This window comes from Kitasatospora sp. NPDC094016 (assembly GCF_040304045.1).
GTDB lineage: Bacteria > Actinomycetota > Actinomycetes > Streptomycetales > Streptomycetaceae > Kitasatospora.
The window spans coordinates 19,006-34,294 of sequence record NZ_JBEOUK010000047.1 but is presented as its reverse complement, the minus strand read 5'-3'; the positions used below and the strand labels follow the sequence as shown (position 1 = coordinate 34,294).

The following is a 15,289-nucleotide window of genomic DNA, read 5'->3' as shown; positions in this document are numbered from 1 at the left end:
GTCTTGTCTTCCCTTCTGACGACGGTCGAGCCGCGGGCTCAGTTGCTGCCGAGCTCGATCGGCACGCCGACGAGGCTGCCGTACTCGGTCCACGAACCGTCGTAGTTCTTGACGTTCTCCTGGCCGAGCAGCTCGTGCAGGACGAACCAGGTGAGCGCGGAGCGCTCGCCGATGCGGCAGTAGGCGATGGTGTCCTTCGCCAGGTCGATGCCCTCGGCCTCGTACAGCGCCTTGAGCTCGTCATCGCTCTTGAAGGTGCCGTCGTCGTTGGCGTTCTTGGCCCACGGGATGTTGCGGGCGCTCGGCACGTGGCCGGGGCGCTGCGACTGCTCCTGCGGGAGGTGCGCCGGGGCGAGCAGCTTGCCGGAGAACTCGTCGGGCGAACGGACGTCGACCAGGTTGAGCTGGCCGATGGCCGCGAGCACGTCGTCGCGGAAGGCGCGGATCGAGGAGTCGACGGCCTGCGCCCGGTACTCGGTGGCCTCGCGGGCCGGCACCTCGGCGACCAGGTCGCGGGAGTCCAGCTCCCACTTCTTGCGGCCGCCGTCCAGCAGGCGGACGTCACCGTGGCCGTACAGCTTGAAGTACCAGTAGGCGTACGAGGCGAACCAGTTGTTGTTGCCGCCGTAGAGCACGACGGTGTCGTCGTTGGCGATGCCCTTGGCGCTGAGCAGCGCGTCGAAGCCGGCCTGGTCGATGAAGTCGCGGCGGACCGGGTCCTGGAGGTCCTGCTTCCAGTCGATCCGGACGGCGTTGCGGATGTGGTTCTTGTCGTACGCGGAGGTGTCCTCGTCGACCTCGACGATGACGACCTTCGGGTCGTCCAGGTGGGCCTGGACCCAGTCGGCGTCGACCAGGACGTCGCTGCGGCTCATGGTGGTGTTCTCCATCCGAGGGCGGTGTGCGGAAGGTTCTGCTCGGGAGGTGCTGCTGGGTGCCCGGGCGACTGCGGTCCGAATTCCTGTCCGAATACTGGGACGGGGGTGGCGGTCCGGGCCGACGGGCGAGGAGTTGCGGGGTGCGGCGGCGACGGCCGGCCGGGGCAGCCGGGCAAGGTCACCGGGAAAATCGGCGGCGGGCTTCAACTGCCCAGCAAAAACGCCGAGTTAGCGCATTCGACACAGACAGGCGGCCACGCGGCACAGGTCGACCGCCCGCCGCTTCGTGAGATCCGTCTGTCGCTTCATGTCGACGATGCTAGGGACACCGGAGGCCCGCTGTCATCAGCGTACCGAATGTCGAGACCGAATAGCCCGAATGCCGAGATTTGACCCTTCCATGGCCTGCGGGGCAGCCGTCCCGTCCCGGACCGGCAGCCCCGGGCGGCCCACAACAGGCGGAAACGACACCGCTCCGCGATCCGCGCCGGACGGCGCGTCTCGCGGAGCGGAACGCGGGAGACGGAAGAAACGGAAGGAACGGAGGGAGGGGACGGCACGGGAGCGGAAGTGACCGCCCGGTCAGCCCAGCAGCTTGACGCCCTTGCCCTCGAAGGTCAGCTGCAGGCCCTCCGGCTGCGGCGTCGCCCCGTCCTTGTCGGCCAGCTTCAGCCCGGCCGGGAGCGAGTCGAGGGTGAAGCTCATCGGCTTCAGCCGCTGGTCGGTGACCCCGGCGAACATCCCGGCGAGCGCGCTGAGCTGGAAGCCGTCCGCGGTGACGGTGCTCCCGCTGCTGTGCACCGAACCCTCACCGACCTCGATCGGCCCCAGCGCGGCCTTGATCCTGCCCGGCCCGCCGTACGACAGGGCCAGCCGGGTGTTGCCGCCCACCGGCAGCTTGCCCGCCCCCGACACCAGCTGGGAGGCCGGCGGCAGCAGCTGCGCGAGGTCCGCGTACGAGATCAGGCCGCTGCCGGTGCCGCTGTCCACCGTGGCGCTCCTCAGGCTGTCGCTCACCGTGACGCCGGACAGCCGGGCCTTGAAGGAGCGCAGCGCCACCTGGCGGCCGCCGTCGCCGACGGTCAGGCCGTCGGAGGAGATCCGGACGTCGTCCAGCTTCATCGACAGCGCCTGGGTGAGGAACGGGAAGCCCTCGATCGAGATGTCCGGCCGCTGGCTCATCCGGCCGCTGCTCACCATCCGGTCGGCGGCCTGGTCCTCGGCCACCCCGACCGCGATCCGGTCGGCGCCGACCAGCAGGCCGGAGAGCACCACCAGGCCGATCGTCGCCTTCAGCCATCCGCGCATCGCACTCCCCGTCGTCGCCGGTCGCCGTCGTCGTCCGCTGTCCTCGTCCGGTGTTCCTCGCCCGGCGTTCCCCGCCCGGCGTTCCGTGGCGGCCCCGGCCGAGGCCGTTCCCGCCCGACCGTACGACGTCCCGCCCCGGAACATGGTTCCGGAGCGGGACTCGCCGGTCGTCTCCCGGGCCTCAGCCGGCCAGCAGGTCCGTGGCGATCCAGATCAGCGGCGAGGCCACCGCCAGCGGCAGCGCCACGCCCGCCGTCATGTGCACGAACCGGGACGGGAAGTCGTACGCCGCGACCCGTCGGCCGACCAGCGCACCCAGCCCCGCCAGCACCCCCAGCGCCGGCGGCGCGCCCACCAGCAGACCCAGCAGCACCGCCGCCGCCAGGCCCAGCACCGGGCCCAGCAGCTTCGGGCCGGGCAGCGGCGCCGCGGCCAGCACGGTGGCCAGCGCGACCGCGCCCACCCCGGCCGGCACCCAGTCGGCCACCAGCAGCGAGGTGCACAGCGCCGTCACCACCGTGGCCGAGCCGAGCACCGTCAGCGCGTAGAACCGCTCCTTCGGGTCCGAGGGGCGGAACGTCTGCAGCACCAGGACCAGCAGGAAGAACCCGCCCAGCGTGCCGACCACCGCCGCCACACTGCCCTCGGAGTCCGCCAGCAGCACCGCCGCGTCCGCGGTCAGCCCGGCCAGCGCGGCGAGCGCGATGCCCTGGCGGGCCGGCCACATGCCGTTCAGCCGGAACCAGCCGGCCGCCGTCAGCACCTGGAGCAGCGCCACCACCAGTGCCAGCGCCACCTGCCCGAGCGCGGCGCCGCCGGCCAGCAGGGCCGCCACGCCGGCGGTGATCAGCGCGGGCTGAAGGCCCGGGTCGATGATCGGCGAACCGGTCCGGCCGCGCGGGCCGGCGGGCGGCGCGGCCGGCGCGGGCTGCGCCGGGACGGCCGCGTACGGCGGCACGGCCGGGGCGCCCGCCGGGCCGCCGGGGGCGACCGGGCGCTTGAGCGTCATGGTCGGCGAGTCGAGGGCGGGCGCTCCCTGCTGCGGGGGCGCCGTCGGCGGGGTCACCATCGGCGGGGCGGCGTGCTGCGGGCCCGGCGCCGGAGCGGCGTGCCGGGCCTGCGACGGTGCGGCGTGCCGGGCCTGCGGCGGCGGGGCGGGCGTCCAGGCCGGCGGGGCGGTCGGCATCGCGCCGGACACGACCACCGGCGGCAGCAGCGTCGTCGCGGCCGCGTCCTCCATCGGGGGGACGGGCGGCAGCAGCATGGTCGCCGTGGCGTCGTCCATCGCGGGGACGGGCGGCAGCAGCGTGGTCGCCGCGTCGTCCATCGGCGGCTGCCCGTACCCCGGGTAGCCGTACGGCGGCTGCTGCCCCGGCTGCGGCGCCTGGGCCTGCGGGTACGGCGGCTGCGGGTACGGGGGGTGGGGCTGCTGCTGCGGATGCCGGTAGGGCGGCTGGGGCGGCGGGGGCTGCTGCGGCCACTCGCCGTAGCCGCCCTGGTTCGCGTCGTTCATGTCCGTCACGCCGCTCAGCCTCCCGCGAACGGCGGCAGCACCTCGACCGTGCCACCCTCGGTGAGGGCCACGGTCGTGTGGTCCCGGCCGCCGACCTGGGAGCCGTCGACCAGGTAGGAGCAGTGCCCGAGCAACTGGACGAGCTTCGGCCGGTCCGCGTGCCGCCGCCTGGCCTGCGCCAGCGCCTCCGCCAGGGTCACCGCCTCGTACGGCTCCTCGGCCAGCCCGGCCTCGGACTTCGCGGCCGCCCAGTAGCGGATCGTCCCGCGCGCCCGGGCGCCGCTCGCGGGCTCCGTGGTCGCACCCATCGGGCCACCCCTTCTCGTCGTCCTCGCCCGGCCCCGGTGCCCCGGTCCGGCTCGCCACCGGGCCGCCCGACCACCCGAAAGATGGACTCGTACGGCGCCGCCGATGTGCGTCCCATGATGGCGTGTCCGCCGCCACGAGGGGCAATCGCCCTGGCCGAGGGGGCCCGGAGGGCGGCTCGAAGCTGTGTCCAGGCTCACCCGGCGCGCGCCCGGATTGGGCGAACCGCCGGATTCGAGCCCTCCCGGCGCGCAGGGCCGTCGGCTATTCTCGACGTCCAAGAGGGATCCGGGCAGAGTCGCCCCCGGGTCCTTTTGTGCTTTCAGGACGCCAGTACGGACATTCTTGCGATTCGTCGGCCCACCCCCGGCGCGTCGCGGGAACCGCCCCGCCCCACGCGGCACGACGACGTGCCCCGACCGGCCGGGGTGTCCACCCGGCACCCGGGCCGCCGCCCGGGACCGGAACGAACCGGAGGATTCGCGGGATGAACAGGGCAGAAACGGTGCGCCAGGGGTTGCGGGACCCTCGGCGCGTGCGCCGTCGCGTCCTGCTCGCCGGCCGGTCCTCCGGCGCTCCTCGGGCGTCCGTCCTCCTCCCCCCGACCTCAGCACGTGCGCCATCCGGCTGTGGCGGCAGCCGTAACGCGACCGCGACGACCCGGAAAGGGGACTACCGGGTATGAGTTCTCTCCTCCTCCTCACCAACGCTCTGCAACCCTCCGCGGAGGTGCTGCCGGCCCTCGGCCTGCTGCTGCACAACGTCCGGGTGGCCCCCGCCGAGGGATCCGCCCTGGTGGACACCCCCAGTGCGGACGTCATCCTGGTCGACGGCCGGCGCGACCTGCCGCAGATCCGCAGCCTCTGCCAGCTGCTGCGCTCCACCGGCATCGGCTGCCCGCTGATCCTGGTGGTGACCGAGGGCGGCCTCGCCGCCGTCACCGCCGAGTGGGGCATCGACGACGTCCTGCTGGACACGGCCGGCCCGGCCGAGGTCGAGGCCCGGCTGCGGCTCGCACTCGGCCGGCTCCACATCAGCACCGACGACAGCCCGATGGAGATCCGCAACGGCGACCTCTCGGTCGACGAGGCCACCTACTCCGCCAAGCTCAAGGGCCGGGCGCTCGACCTCACCTTCAAGGAGTTCGAGCTGATCAAGTACCTCGCCCAGCACCCCGGCCGGGTCTTCACCCGGGCCCAGCTGCTGCAGGAGGTCTGGGGCTACGACTACTTCGGCGGTACCCGGACGGTCGACGTGCACGTCCGGCGGCTGCGCGCCAAGCTCGGCGTCGAGCACGAGCAGCTGATCGGCACCGTGCGCAACGTCGGCTACCGCTTCGTCGTCCCGGAGAAGCCGGAGAAGGGCGAGCGCCCGGAGCTCGCCCAGCGCCCCTCGGCGCCGCTGGAGGCCTGACCGACGGCCGGGCGGGCCGCCCCGCCCGGCTTGTCCGGTTCGCTCCGCGACACCTGCCGAGCACCGGCGGAAAAGCCCCAGGTCCCACTGCCGACGCGCACGCCACACGCGTAGACTCCCCCCGTGGCCAAAGTGACGCGCGACGATGTAGCCCGGCTGGCTGGTACCTCGACCGCGGTCGTCAGCTACGTCATCAACAACGGGCCGCGCCCGGTCGCGCCCGCGACCCGGGAGAAGGTCCTCGCCGCGATCGATCAGCTCGGCTACCGGCCGAACAGCGTCGCCCAGGCGATGGCCTCCCGCCGGACCAACCTGATCGGCATGGTCGTCCCGGACGCCCGCCAGCCCTTCTTCGCCGAGATGGCGCACGCCGTGGAACGGGCCGCCTCCGAGCGCGGCAAGCTCGTGCTGATCGGCAACTCCGACTACGTGGACGACCGCGAGGTGCACTACGTCCGGGCCTTCCTCGGCATGCGCGTCTCCGGCCTGATCCTGGTCAGCCAGGGCCCCTCGCAGCGCGCCGCCGAGGAGTTCGCCGCGATGGAGGGCGCCAAGGTCGTGCTGCTGCACCGCCGCCCCGAGGCGATCGACGACGTCGCGGTGGTCACCGACGACGTGGGCGGCGCCGAGGCCGTCGTCCGCCACCTGCTGGAGGTGCACGGGCACCCGTACGTGGCGTGCTTCGGCGGCCCGGTCGAGTCCCCCGCCCCCGGCGACCCGGTCATCGACCACGTCGAGGGCTGGCAGCGCGCCATGGACGCGCACGGCCTGCCCACCGAGCCCCACCTGATCGACGCGCCCTTCCACCGCTACGGCGCGTACGAGGTCGCGCTCGGGGTGCTGCGCTCGCCGGACCGGCCGCGGGCGATCTTCTGCTCCACCGACGACCAGGCGATCGGCGTGCTGCGGGCCGCCCGCGAGGTCGGGCTGAAGGTCCCGGAGGACCTCGCGGTGGCCGGCTTCGACGACGTCCCCGAGGCCGCGCTCGCCGACCCGCCGCTGACCACCGTCGCCTCCGACCGCGACGCGATGGCCCGGGCCGCCGTGGACCTGGTGCTCGACGACTCGCTGATGGTGCCCGGATCGGACACCGAGCGGGTCCGCAAGTTCCCGTCCCGTCTGGTGATCCGCCGCTCCTGCGGCTGCGGCGGCGCCGCGCCGGGCCCGGCCGGGGAAGCGGAGTAGCGCACTCCGCTCCACCCGCCGCCGTACACCGCCTGACCAGGCTTTATGAGAACCCAACGGGCTTCTCGGACCCTTCTGAGCCGGTTCTCATGCCATCCTCATCCACCAGGCGGAATTTGGTCGGCATGAGCGAACAGCAGCAGCACCACGACGAGCAGTACGGCCCGTACGAGCCCCGCGTGGTCGAGGGCACCGTCCTCGGCAGCAGCGCCGCCACGACCGCCTACGGGTACCGCGAGGACCACTCGGCCGGCGGCTTCGACTCCCCGCCCCCGCCCATGCCCCCCGAGCCGCCCACCGCCGGCCAGCCCGGCGGCCACGGCGGCCACGGCAAGCGCGCCCGGCGCGGTCTGCTGCGCGGGCGGCTCGCCCTGGTCACCGCCGTCGCCGCGGTCGCCGCCGTCATCGGCGGCGTCACCGGCGGGTTCGTCGCCGCCGAGCAGCACGGCTCCGCCACCCGCACCAGCACCGTCGCCAGCCCCGTCTCCGCCCGCTCCGACGGCGGCGCCGACGTGCCGGCCATCGCCGCCGCCGTCTCGCCGAGCGTCGTCCAGATCACCGTCAAGAACGGCAACGGCACCGCCACCGGCACCGGCGTCATCCTCAACACCAACGGGCAGATCCTCACCAACTACCACGTGATCGACACCGCCGCCGACGGCGGCCAGATCACCGTCACCTTCAAGGACGGCTCCACCGCCCCCGCCACCGTCACCGGCACCGACAAGTCCCTCGACGTCGCCGTGATCACCGCCGGTGGCGGCAAGAACCTCACCCCCGCCACCCTCGGCGACTCCTCCGCCGTGGCCGTCGGCGACCCCGTCGTCGCCATCGGCAACCCCGACGGCCTCACCGGCACCGTCACCTCCGGCATCATCAGCGCCGAGAACCGCGACGTCACCGTCCAGCTCGACGAGGGCACCACCAGCAGCAACGGCGGCTTCGGCTTCCCCAGCCTGCCCGGCCTGCCCAACCTGCCCGGCACGCGCGGCAACCTCCCGCAGCAGAACAGCGGCAGCACCACCACCTACAAGGCCTTCCAGACCGACGCCGCCCTCAACCCCGGCAACTCCGGCGGCCCGCTCATCAACGCCAACGGCCAGGTCATCGGCATCAACTCGGCGATGTACGCCCCCAGCGGCGCCAGCTCCACCGCCGGCGGCGGCGGCAGCAGCGCCGGCAGCGTCGGCCTCGGCTTCGCCATCCCGATCAACGACATCAAGCAGGTTCTGCCGAAACTGGAGGCCGGCCAGAACCTGTAAGACGGACAATTACCCCCGGTACTCCCAGCAGGCCCTCCACCCGACGAGAAAGGGCAGCAGCCCATGACCCCGTCCGCCGACGACCGCACCCCCGCCGAGGCCGGCCACCCCTCCGCCCGGCTCCTCGTGGTCGACGACGAACCCGCCCTCCGGGACGCCCTGGAGAGCAGCCTCGCCTTCGAGGGCTACGAGGTCGCCACCGCCACCGACGGCTACGAGGCCCTGGAATCCGTCGAACGCGACCGGCCCGACCTCGTCCTGCTGGACATCATGATGCCCCGGATGGACGGCCTCACCGCCGTCCGCCGGATGCGCTCCCGCGGCGACACCGTCCCCGTCCTGATGCTCACCGCCCGCGACGCCGTCGGCGACCGCGTCACCGGCCTGGACGTCGGCGCCGACGACTACCTCGCCAAGCCCTTCGAACTCGACGAACTGCTCGCCCGCGTCCGCGCCCTGCTGCGCCGCAACGCCCTCGCCACCGAGGCCGCCGCCCGCGCCGCCGCCGAGGACGAGAGCGAGGTGCTGGCCTTCGGCGACCTGCGGATGAACACCGCCACCCGCGAGGTCACCCGCGCCGGCAAGCCCGTCGAACTCACCCGCACCGAGTTCATGCTGCTGGAGATGTTCCTCGCCCACCCCCGCCAGGTCCTCACCCGCGAACAGATCCTCAAGGCCGTCTGGGGCTTCGACTTCGAACCCTCCTCCAACTCCCTGGACGTCTACGTGATGTACCTGCGCCGCAAGACCGAGCAGGGCGGCATGCCCCGCCTCATCCAGACCGTACGCGGCGTCGGCTACGCCCTGCGCCCGGCCGCCGGCGCCACCACGTGACCTCCCCCACGCCCTACCCGCCCCCGCCACTGGCTCCACCCGGCGTCCCCCGCCGCCGGCGCCTCACCCACTGGCTCCGCTCCCGCTCCCTCCGCAGCCGCCTCACCTTCCTGAGCGCGGCCGCGGTCGCGGTGGCCATCGCCCTGTCGGCGCTGGCCTGCTGGTTCATCGTGGAACAGCGGATGTACGGGCTGATCCGCAGCGACCTCCAGAACATCCGGGTCCAGCTCCCCCCGATCAACATCAGCGACTGCGCGGCGACCCCCCAGTCCGCCCTCCGGAACCTCCAGAGCAACGTCCGGCAGCCCCCGGTCGGAGCCTCCGTCCCCCGGGACACCCAGTACGTCCTGCTCGGCCCGACCCGGCCCCCGCTGGTCTGCCTGCCGATGAGCGCCAGCAAGGCGATCCTGGTCCAGACGGACGACAGCAAGGTCCTGAACCTCAAGCCCGGCCAGTCGATCATCCGGGACGGCCACTACACCAACGGCAAGCCCGCCATGGTCCTGGTGACCAGCGCCCCCTCGGAAGTCCTCGGCTATCCGACCGCACTGGTGCTGGTCGCCACCTCCACACAGGCCGCCGGGGAGTCCCTCCGGCAACTCGCCTTCATCCTCGGCGGCGTCGCCCTCGGCGGGATCATCCTCGCCGCCATCGCCGGCCGCGTGGTCGCCCGGTCCGCGCTCAAGCCCGTCGACCAACTCACCGACGCCGTCGAGCACATCGCCCGCACCGAGGAGGTCGGCACCACCATCCCCGTCCAGGGGGACGACGAGATCGCCCGGCTCTCCACCTCCTTCAACTCGATGAGCACCGCCCTCGCCAACTCCCGCGAGCGGCAGACCCGTCTGATCGCCGACGCCGGGCACGAGCTGCGCACCCCGCTCACCTCGCTGCGCACCAACGTCGACCTGCTGATCCGCAGCAACGACACGGGCCGCCCGCTGCCCGCCGCGACCAAGACCAAGCTGCTGGGCAACATGAAGGCGCAGATGCAGGAACTCACCGTCCTGATCGGGGACCTGCTCCAGCTGTCCCGCCCGGACTCCCCCAAGCCGGTCCACAACCCCACCGTGGTGGCCCTGCACGAGATCGCCGGGCGGGCGGTCGAGCGGGCGAAGCTGCGCGGCCCGGGGCTGGTCTTCGAGACCGCGACCGACCCCTGGTTCGTGCACGGCGACGCCCCCGGGCTCGAACGCGCGGTGATCAACCTGCTGGACAACGCGGTCAAGTACAGCCCGCCCGGCGGCACCATCGAAGTCCGGCTCCAGCAGGGCGTGCTGACCGTCCGCGACCACGGCCCCGGCATTCCGCCGGAGGAACTGCAGTACGTGTTCGACCGGTTCTGGCGTTCGCCGTCCTCGCGGCAGCTGCCCGGCTCCGGCCTGGGCCTGTCGATCGTCGCGCAGAGCGTCCGGGAGGCGGGCGGCGAGGTGTCGCTGGGCCCGGTCGGGGACGGCGGCCCGGGCGCGCTGGCGACCGTCCGGCTGCCCGGCGGCCCCACCCCCGAGTAGAGCGGGACGGGCGGACGACGCAGGACGGGCGGGGCGCCCCGACAGCGCCCCGCCCGCCCTCCACCGGCTCACGGTCAGTCGATGTCGACGCCCGGGCCGATGACCTTGATCCGGTCCTGCGCCGGGGCCTTCAGCGGCGAGGCCGCCGAGCTGTGGGCGCCCAGGTAGGCGGCGAAGACGTCCAGGTCGGAGGCGCCGACGAGCTTGTCGGTGCCGGCCGCGAAGGCCGGGAAGCCGTCGCCGCCGCCGGCCAGGAACTCGTTGGCCGCGACCCGGTACTTGGCGGCCTGGTCGATCGGGGCGCCGTTCAGCCGGATCGAGTCGACGACCACCCGGTCCGCGCCGGTCTTGCGCATGTCCAGGGTGTAGTGCAGGCCCGAGGACGCCTGGAGGATCTTCGGCGCGGCCTCGTTGGAGCCGCTGACCTGCTGCTGGAGCAGCTGCACCAGCTGGGCGCCGGTGAGCGTCTTGACCTGCATCATGTTGGTGAACGGCTGGACGGTGAACGCCTCGCCGTAGGTCACCACGCCGTCGCCCTCGGCGCCGGAGGCCTTGTAGACCAGGTCGGCGCGGATGCCGCCGGGGTTCATGAAGGCGATCTGCGCCCCGCCCTTGGCGGCCGGGGCGAGCCCCTCCACCTGCGCGTCGGCGATCAGGTCGCCGAGCGGCTTCTCCAGGTCACTGTTGCCGCGGCCGTTGATGTCCGAGGCGATGTAGCCGATCGGCCGGTTGGCGATCGGCGCGGCCAGCTTGGAGTAGTGGTCGACCAGCGCCGTCATGTCGGGCGCCTTCTCGACGGTGCGGCGCACCACGTGGTTCTCGGCCTTGACCGTCGGGCGGACGATCTCGCCGGTGGTCTTGTCCAGCTTCATGTCGATCTCGGTGTACAGCCGGCCGAAGGAGGCGGCGCTGGTGACCGAGCGCGGGACACCGTTGGGGTCGGGGATGGTGCAGGCGTACGCGTTGTGGGTGTGGCCGGTGACGATGGCGCCGATCGACGGGTCGAGCTTCCTGGAGATGTCGACGATCGGACCGGAGATGCCCTGGCCGGCCGGGCCGCAGTCGTAGTTGTAGACGCTGCTGGCCGGGTAGCCGCCCTCGTGGATCAGCGCGACGATCGAGTTGACGCCCTTGGCCTTGAGCTCGGCGGCGTACTTGTTGATCGTGGTGACCTCGTTGGCGAACTTCAGGCCCTTGACGCCCTCGGCGGTCACGATGTTCGGCGTGCCCTCCAGGGTGACGCCGATGAAGCCGACCTTCACGCCCTGGGACTTGGTCACCCAGTACGGGGCCAGCAGCGGCTTGCCGGTCTTCTCGTCGGTGACGTTGGCCGACAGGTAGTTGAAGTTGGCGCCCTTGAACGTGCGGCCGGGCTCGTAGCAGCCGTCGACCGGGTGGCAGCCGCCGTCCTGCATGCGCCGCAGCTCCTGCGCGCCCTCGTCGAACTCGTGGTTGCCGACCGAGGTGACGTCCAGGCCGAGCTTGTCCATCGCCTCGATGGTCGGCTCGTCGTGGAAGAGCGCCGAGGTGAGCGGGCTGGCGCCGATGATGTCGCCGGCCGCGACGGTGATCGAGTCGTCGGCCGGGATCCGCGCCTTGCGCAGCTCGGTGGCCAGGTACTCGATGCCACCGGCCGGGGTCGAGACCTCCTTGCCGGTGGCCGGGTCGATCTCCCGGATGGTGCCGGACGAACCGGCCGGGGGCTCCAGGTTGCCGTGGAAGTCGTTGATCGCCAGCAGCTGGAGGTTGACGGTCTTGTGACGCTTGGCGTTGGCGTCGGCGGCCTGCGCGGCCGTCGGCACGGCCACCGTGCCGAACAGACCTGCGGCGGCGACGACGGCGAGCGCCGCGCGTCGGGATCTGACGGTGAGCATGAGGGTCCCCTGCACCTTGGAGGAGCGCCCGCTGTGGACTTGACCGGGCGTCTGGGCGATGTGTTTCGCCTGTGAAGCCTAGAGTCAACGCGCGTAGCTGTCAGGACGTCGAACGTAACGAGAGGATTACCTCCTGACGAACCGTCGCCGTCCGACCAGGGCCGCTGCCCCCGTCCGGGCCCCCCGGCCCCGCCCGGCAGAACCGCCCGGATCCCCGACCGGCCGCTCAGACCCCCGGCTCGGCCGCCAACTGCCGCTCGGCCCGGTCCCGTTCGGCCACCGCGTCCTCGGTCATCGCACGGTCGGTGTACACCAGCGGCCGCTCGGCCTCGGTGATGATGTGCTTGACCACCTGGACGTTGCCGTTGACGTCCCAGACCGCGATGCCCGGCGACAGGGTGGGGATGATCTCCACCGCCCAGCGCGGCAGGCCCAGCACCCGGCCGGTGGCCCGCGCCTCCTCCGCCTTCTGCATGTAGATCGTCCGGGTGGAGGCCATCTTCAGGATCGCCGACGCCTCCTTGGCCGCCGCGCCGTCCACGACGTCCGACAGGTGGTGCACCACCGCGACGAAGGAGAGCCCGAGCCGGCGGCCGAACTTCAGCAGCCGCTGGAACAGCTGCGCCACGAAGGGGCTGTTGATGATGTGCCAGGCCTCCTCGACCAGGAAGATGCGCTTCTTCCGGTCCGGCCGGATCCAGGTGTGCTCCAGCCACACGCCGACGATCGCCATCAGGATCGGCATCGCGATCGAGTTCCGGTCGATGTGCGAGAGGTCGAAGACGATCAGCGGCGCGTCCAGGTCGATGCCGTCGGTGGTCGACCCGTCGAACATGCCGCGCAGGTCGCCGTCGACCAGCCGGTCCAGCACGAGCGCCACGTCCAGGCCCCAGGACTGCACCTCGTCCACCGCCACGCCCAGCGACTCCACCGAGGACAGCTCGGGGCTGCGCAGGGTGTCGATGATGTCGTCGAGCACCGGCTGACGGTCCTTCACCGTTGCCACCACATGGGCGTGCGCGGCCTTCAGCGCGAACCCGGCCCGTTCCTCCAGACCCCGCCCCATCGCCACCTCGACGATGGTGCGCAGCAGCGACAGCTGGCCGGTCTGGGTGATCGCCGGGTCCAGCGGGTTGAGCTTCACCCCGCCGTCCCGGGCAGCCATCGGGTCGAGCCGGATCGACTTTATGCCGAGCGCGTTGGCGATCAGGTTCCACTCGCCGACGCCGTCCTCGCCCTGCGCGTCGAGCACCACCACCTGCCGGTCGCGGAACCTCAACTGCCGCAGCACGTACGTCTTCTCCAGCGCCGACTTGCCGTTGCCGGACTCGCCGAGCACCAGCCAGTGCGGGGCCGGCAGCTGCTGCCCGTACAGCTGGAAGGGGTCGTAGACGTACCCCTTGCCGCTGTACACCTCACGGCCGATGATCACGCCCGAGTCACCCAGCCCCGGCGCTGCGGTGGGCAGGTAGACCGCCTGCGCCTGGCCGGTGGAGGTGCGCACCGGCAGCCGGGTGGTCTCCACCTTGCCGAACATCAGGCTGGTGAACGCCTCGGAGAGGTTGCCGAGCGCCATGTACGGCCTCCTGGTCTGGTCGACGGGCGGTGGTGGAGCGGTGCGGACCGGGTGTCAGCGGCGGATGCCGGTCGCGAACGGCAGGGTGTTGACGAAGGCCCGGTGGTGCTCGCGGTCGCACCACTCCAGCTTGAGGTAGCTCTTGCCGGCCGAGGCCCGGATGGTGCGCTTGTCCCGGGCCAGCGCGTCGGGATTGCGCGAGGACACCGTGATGTAGCCGACCAGGTTCACGCCGGCCGCGCCGGAGGCCAGGTCGTCGCCGCGCTGGTCCACCCGGCCGGTGTGGGCCAGGTCGCGCGGGTCGACCGTCCGGTTCATCTTGGCCGCGCGGCTGGCCTCCGCCTCGTCGTTGGTCTTCTCGGTCAGCATCCGCTCGATCGCGACGTCGGTGGGCTCCAGGTCCATCGTCACCGCGACCGTCCGGATCACGTCCGGGGTGTGCACCAGCAGCGGCGCCAGGAAGTTGACCCCCACCGGGGTCAGCGGCCACTCCTTGATCCACGCGGTGGCGTGGCACCACGGCTCCCGGGTCGCCGACTCGCGGGTCTTCGCCTCCAGGTACTGCGGGTTGGTCGCGTCCAGTTCGGCCGGCCAGGCGTTGCGCCGGGACATCGCCTGGATGTGGTCGATCGGGTGGTCCGGGTCGTACATCGAGTGCAGCAGCGAGGAGAGCCGGGCCTGGCCCAGCGGCTGGCGCACCCGGATGTCCGCCTCCGCCAGCCGGGCGCAGATGTCGGTGAGCTCGCGCGCCATCACGGCCGCCAGCCCCTCGTCGTCCCGGGCCCGCCGGCCGGTCGCCGTACGGCCCATCGCGTGCGCCTCGGCCGCCAGATCGCGGGTGTAGTGCATGCACGCCACCAGGTACGCCCGGTGCTGCTCCGAGGAGGTCGACACCATCGACTGCAACTGGTCGTACGAGTCCTGCAGCCAGCGCGGCGCGTCGTGGTCCCCGCGCCGCTCGACGTCCTTGGCGTGCGCGTCCGGGTCGGCCGGCAGCGTCCGGGCCAGGATCTGCAACCGGGTCACGAAGCCGTCCCCGTTGGCGACGTGCTTCAGCAGCGTGCCGAACCGGTCGACCAGCGCCTCCTGGTCCTCCGAGTCGCGCAGGCCGACACCCGGGCCCTCGATCTCGATCGCGGCCGTCACCGTCCGCCGCTCCAGGTGCATCAGCACCCCGACCTCGTCCGGCCCGAACGGCGCGGTCAGCCAGCGCAGCCGCCCCACCCCGGGGGGCGGGCCGACCTCCACCTCACGGCCGTCCATCCGGGTCCCGGCGTCCATCACGTCCGAGCGCCACACCGACCGGCCGCTCCGCACCGTCCGGCGGTAGGTGCGGTTGATCTCCGCCCACTTGTAGAACGTCCGCCTGCGGTACGGCACGTACACCGCCGCGATGGCCACCATGGGCAGGCCGATCAGGCCGCCGATCCGCAGCGGCAGGATCGGCATCAGCAGGCCCCAGAGCATGCCGAGGAACGCCCCGAAGATGATCAGGACGATCTCGCCGGACTCCCGGTTGCGGCCGATCGGCGCGTTCGGGCGGGCCTTGCCGATCAGGTAGGTGCGGCGCTGGTGCACGTACGGCTGGGCGTACTGGGCTCCGTACTGGCCGAGCGGTTCACTGCTCAC

The 15,289-nt window shown here is 72.5% G+C and carries 13 protein-coding genes; 5 read left to right on the top strand and 8 right to left on the bottom strand.

What is annotated here, in order from left to right; genetic code table 11:
- Positions 1 to 38 precede the first annotated feature (38 nt).
- The 5 genes from ABT015_RS31380 to ABT015_RS31360 all read right to left on the bottom strand — a co-directional run bounded on the left by ABT015_RS31380 (position 39) and on the right by ABT015_RS31360 (position 4,007).
- Positions 39 to 875 (bottom strand): sulfurtransferase, encoded by an 837-nt coding sequence (locus tag ABT015_RS31380; protein WP_350885168.1) that lies wholly within the window; start codon positions 873 to 875, stop codon positions 39 to 41.
- 231 nt (positions 876 to 1,106) lie between these two features.
- The gene (locus ABT015_RS31375; RefSeq protein ID WP_350517234.1) at positions 1,107 to 1,187 is read right to left on the bottom strand and encodes an Ms5788A family Cys-rich leader peptide; all 81 of its coding nucleotides are present in this window, start codon (positions 1,185 to 1,187) and stop codon (positions 1,107 to 1,109) included.
- 273 nt (positions 1,188 to 1,460) lie between these two features.
- Positions 1,461 to 2,186, bottom strand: a complete 726-nt coding sequence (locus tag ABT015_RS31370) for an LmeA family phospholipid-binding protein (RefSeq protein ID WP_350885166.1) — start codon at positions 2,184 to 2,186, stop codon at positions 1,461 to 1,463.
- Between the two features lie 181 nt (positions 2,187 to 2,367).
- Positions 2,368 to 3,708 carry a hypothetical protein gene (locus tag ABT015_RS31365; protein ID WP_502897449.1) on the bottom strand — a complete coding sequence of 447 codons (1,341 nt, stop codon included), beginning with the start codon at positions 3,706 to 3,708 and terminating at the stop codon, positions 2,368 to 2,370.
- Between the two features lie 5 nt (positions 3,709 to 3,713).
- Complete coding sequence (locus ABT015_RS31360) at positions 3,714 to 4,007, bottom strand: MoaD/ThiS family protein (RefSeq protein WP_350885164.1); 294 nt, start codon at positions 4,005 to 4,007, stop codon at positions 3,714 to 3,716.
- A 679-nt stretch (positions 4,008 to 4,686) separates the two neighbouring features.
- On the opposite strand from ABT015_RS31360, the gene ABT015_RS31355 reads away from it, so the two are divergent.
- The 5 genes from ABT015_RS31355 to ABT015_RS31335 all read left to right on the top strand — a co-directional run bounded on the left by ABT015_RS31355 (position 4,687) and on the right by ABT015_RS31335 (position 10,210).
- Positions 4,687 to 5,418 carry a response regulator transcription factor gene (locus tag ABT015_RS31355; protein WP_350885162.1) on the top strand — a complete coding sequence of 244 codons (732 nt, stop codon included), beginning with the start codon at positions 4,687 to 4,689 and terminating at the stop codon, positions 5,416 to 5,418.
- A gap of 123 nt (positions 5,419 to 5,541) precedes the next feature.
- Entirely contained in the window at positions 5,542 to 6,603 is a 1,062-nt protein-coding gene (locus tag ABT015_RS31350; RefSeq protein WP_350885160.1) for a LacI family DNA-binding transcriptional regulator, read from the top strand.
- Positions 6,604 to 6,728: 125 nt separating this feature from the next.
- The gene (locus tag ABT015_RS31345; RefSeq protein ID WP_350885158.1) at positions 6,729 to 7,865 is read left to right on the top strand and encodes a S1C family serine protease; all 1,137 of its coding nucleotides are present in this window, start codon (positions 6,729 to 6,731) and stop codon (positions 7,863 to 7,865) included.
- Positions 7,866 to 7,928: 63 nt separating this feature from the next.
- A complete protein-coding gene (locus ABT015_RS31340) occupies positions 7,929 to 8,699 on the top strand; it encodes a response regulator transcription factor (RefSeq protein WP_350885156.1) in 771 nt (256 codons plus the stop codon).
- Positions 8,696 to 10,210 carry a HAMP domain-containing sensor histidine kinase gene (locus tag ABT015_RS31335; protein WP_350885154.1) on the top strand — a complete coding sequence of 505 codons (1,515 nt, stop codon included), beginning with the start codon at positions 8,696 to 8,698 and terminating at the stop codon, positions 10,208 to 10,210. Before ABT015_RS31340 ends, ABT015_RS31335 begins: the two co-directional genes overlap by 4 nt.
- A gap of 74 nt (positions 10,211 to 10,284) precedes the next feature.
- Here the strand turns inward: ABT015_RS31335 and ABT015_RS31330 are convergent, their stop codons facing one another.
- From ABT015_RS31330 to ABT015_RS31320, 3 genes are all read right to left on the bottom strand, one after another.
- The gene (locus ABT015_RS31330) at positions 10,285 to 12,084 is read right to left on the bottom strand and encodes a bifunctional metallophosphatase/5'-nucleotidase (protein ID WP_350885152.1); all 1,800 of its coding nucleotides are present in this window, start codon (positions 12,082 to 12,084) and stop codon (positions 10,285 to 10,287) included.
- A 226-nt stretch (positions 12,085 to 12,310) separates the two neighbouring features.
- Positions 12,311 to 13,660, bottom strand: coding sequence for an ATP-binding protein (locus tag ABT015_RS31325; protein ID WP_350885150.1), 1,350 nt, complete (start codon positions 13,658 to 13,660; stop codon positions 12,311 to 12,313).
- 54 nt (positions 13,661 to 13,714) lie between these two features.
- On the bottom strand, positions 13,715 to 15,289 hold the full coding sequence (locus ABT015_RS31320; RefSeq protein WP_350885148.1) for an SCO6880 family protein: 1,575 nt from the start codon (positions 15,287 to 15,289) through the stop codon (positions 13,715 to 13,717).

Excerpts from the sequence above, each read along its gene's own strand:
- ABT015_RS31355 (WP_350885162.1), top strand. The coding sequence starts at position 4,687 with ATGAGTTCTCTCCTCCTCCTCACCAACGCTCTGCAACCCTCCGCGGAG.
- ABT015_RS31370 (WP_350885166.1), bottom strand. The coding sequence starts at position 2,186 with ATGCGCGGATGGCTGAAGGCGACGATCGGCCTGGTGGTGCTCTCCGGC.
- ABT015_RS31325 (WP_350885150.1), bottom strand. The coding sequence starts at position 13,660 with ATGGCGCTCGGCAACCTCTCCGAGGCGTTCACCAGCCTGATGTTCGGC.
- ABT015_RS31360 (WP_350885164.1), bottom strand. The coding sequence starts at position 4,007 with ATGGGTGCGACCACGGAGCCCGCGAGCGGCGCCCGGGCGCGCGGGACG.
- ABT015_RS31375 (WP_350517234.1), bottom strand. The coding sequence starts at position 1,187 with ATGAAGCGACAGACGGATCTCACGAAGCGGCGGGCGGTCGACCTGTGC.
- ABT015_RS31330 (WP_350885152.1), bottom strand. The coding sequence starts at position 12,084 with ATGCTCACCGTCAGATCCCGACGCGCGGCGCTCGCCGTCGTCGCCGCC.
- ABT015_RS31345 (WP_350885158.1), top strand. The coding sequence starts at position 6,729 with ATGAGCGAACAGCAGCAGCACCACGACGAGCAGTACGGCCCGTACGAG.
- ABT015_RS31380 (WP_350885168.1), bottom strand. The coding sequence starts at position 875 with ATGAGCCGCAGCGACGTCCTGGTCGACGCCGACTGGGTCCAGGCCCAC.
- ABT015_RS31340 (WP_350885156.1), top strand. The coding sequence starts at position 7,929 with ATGACCCCGTCCGCCGACGACCGCACCCCCGCCGAGGCCGGCCACCCC.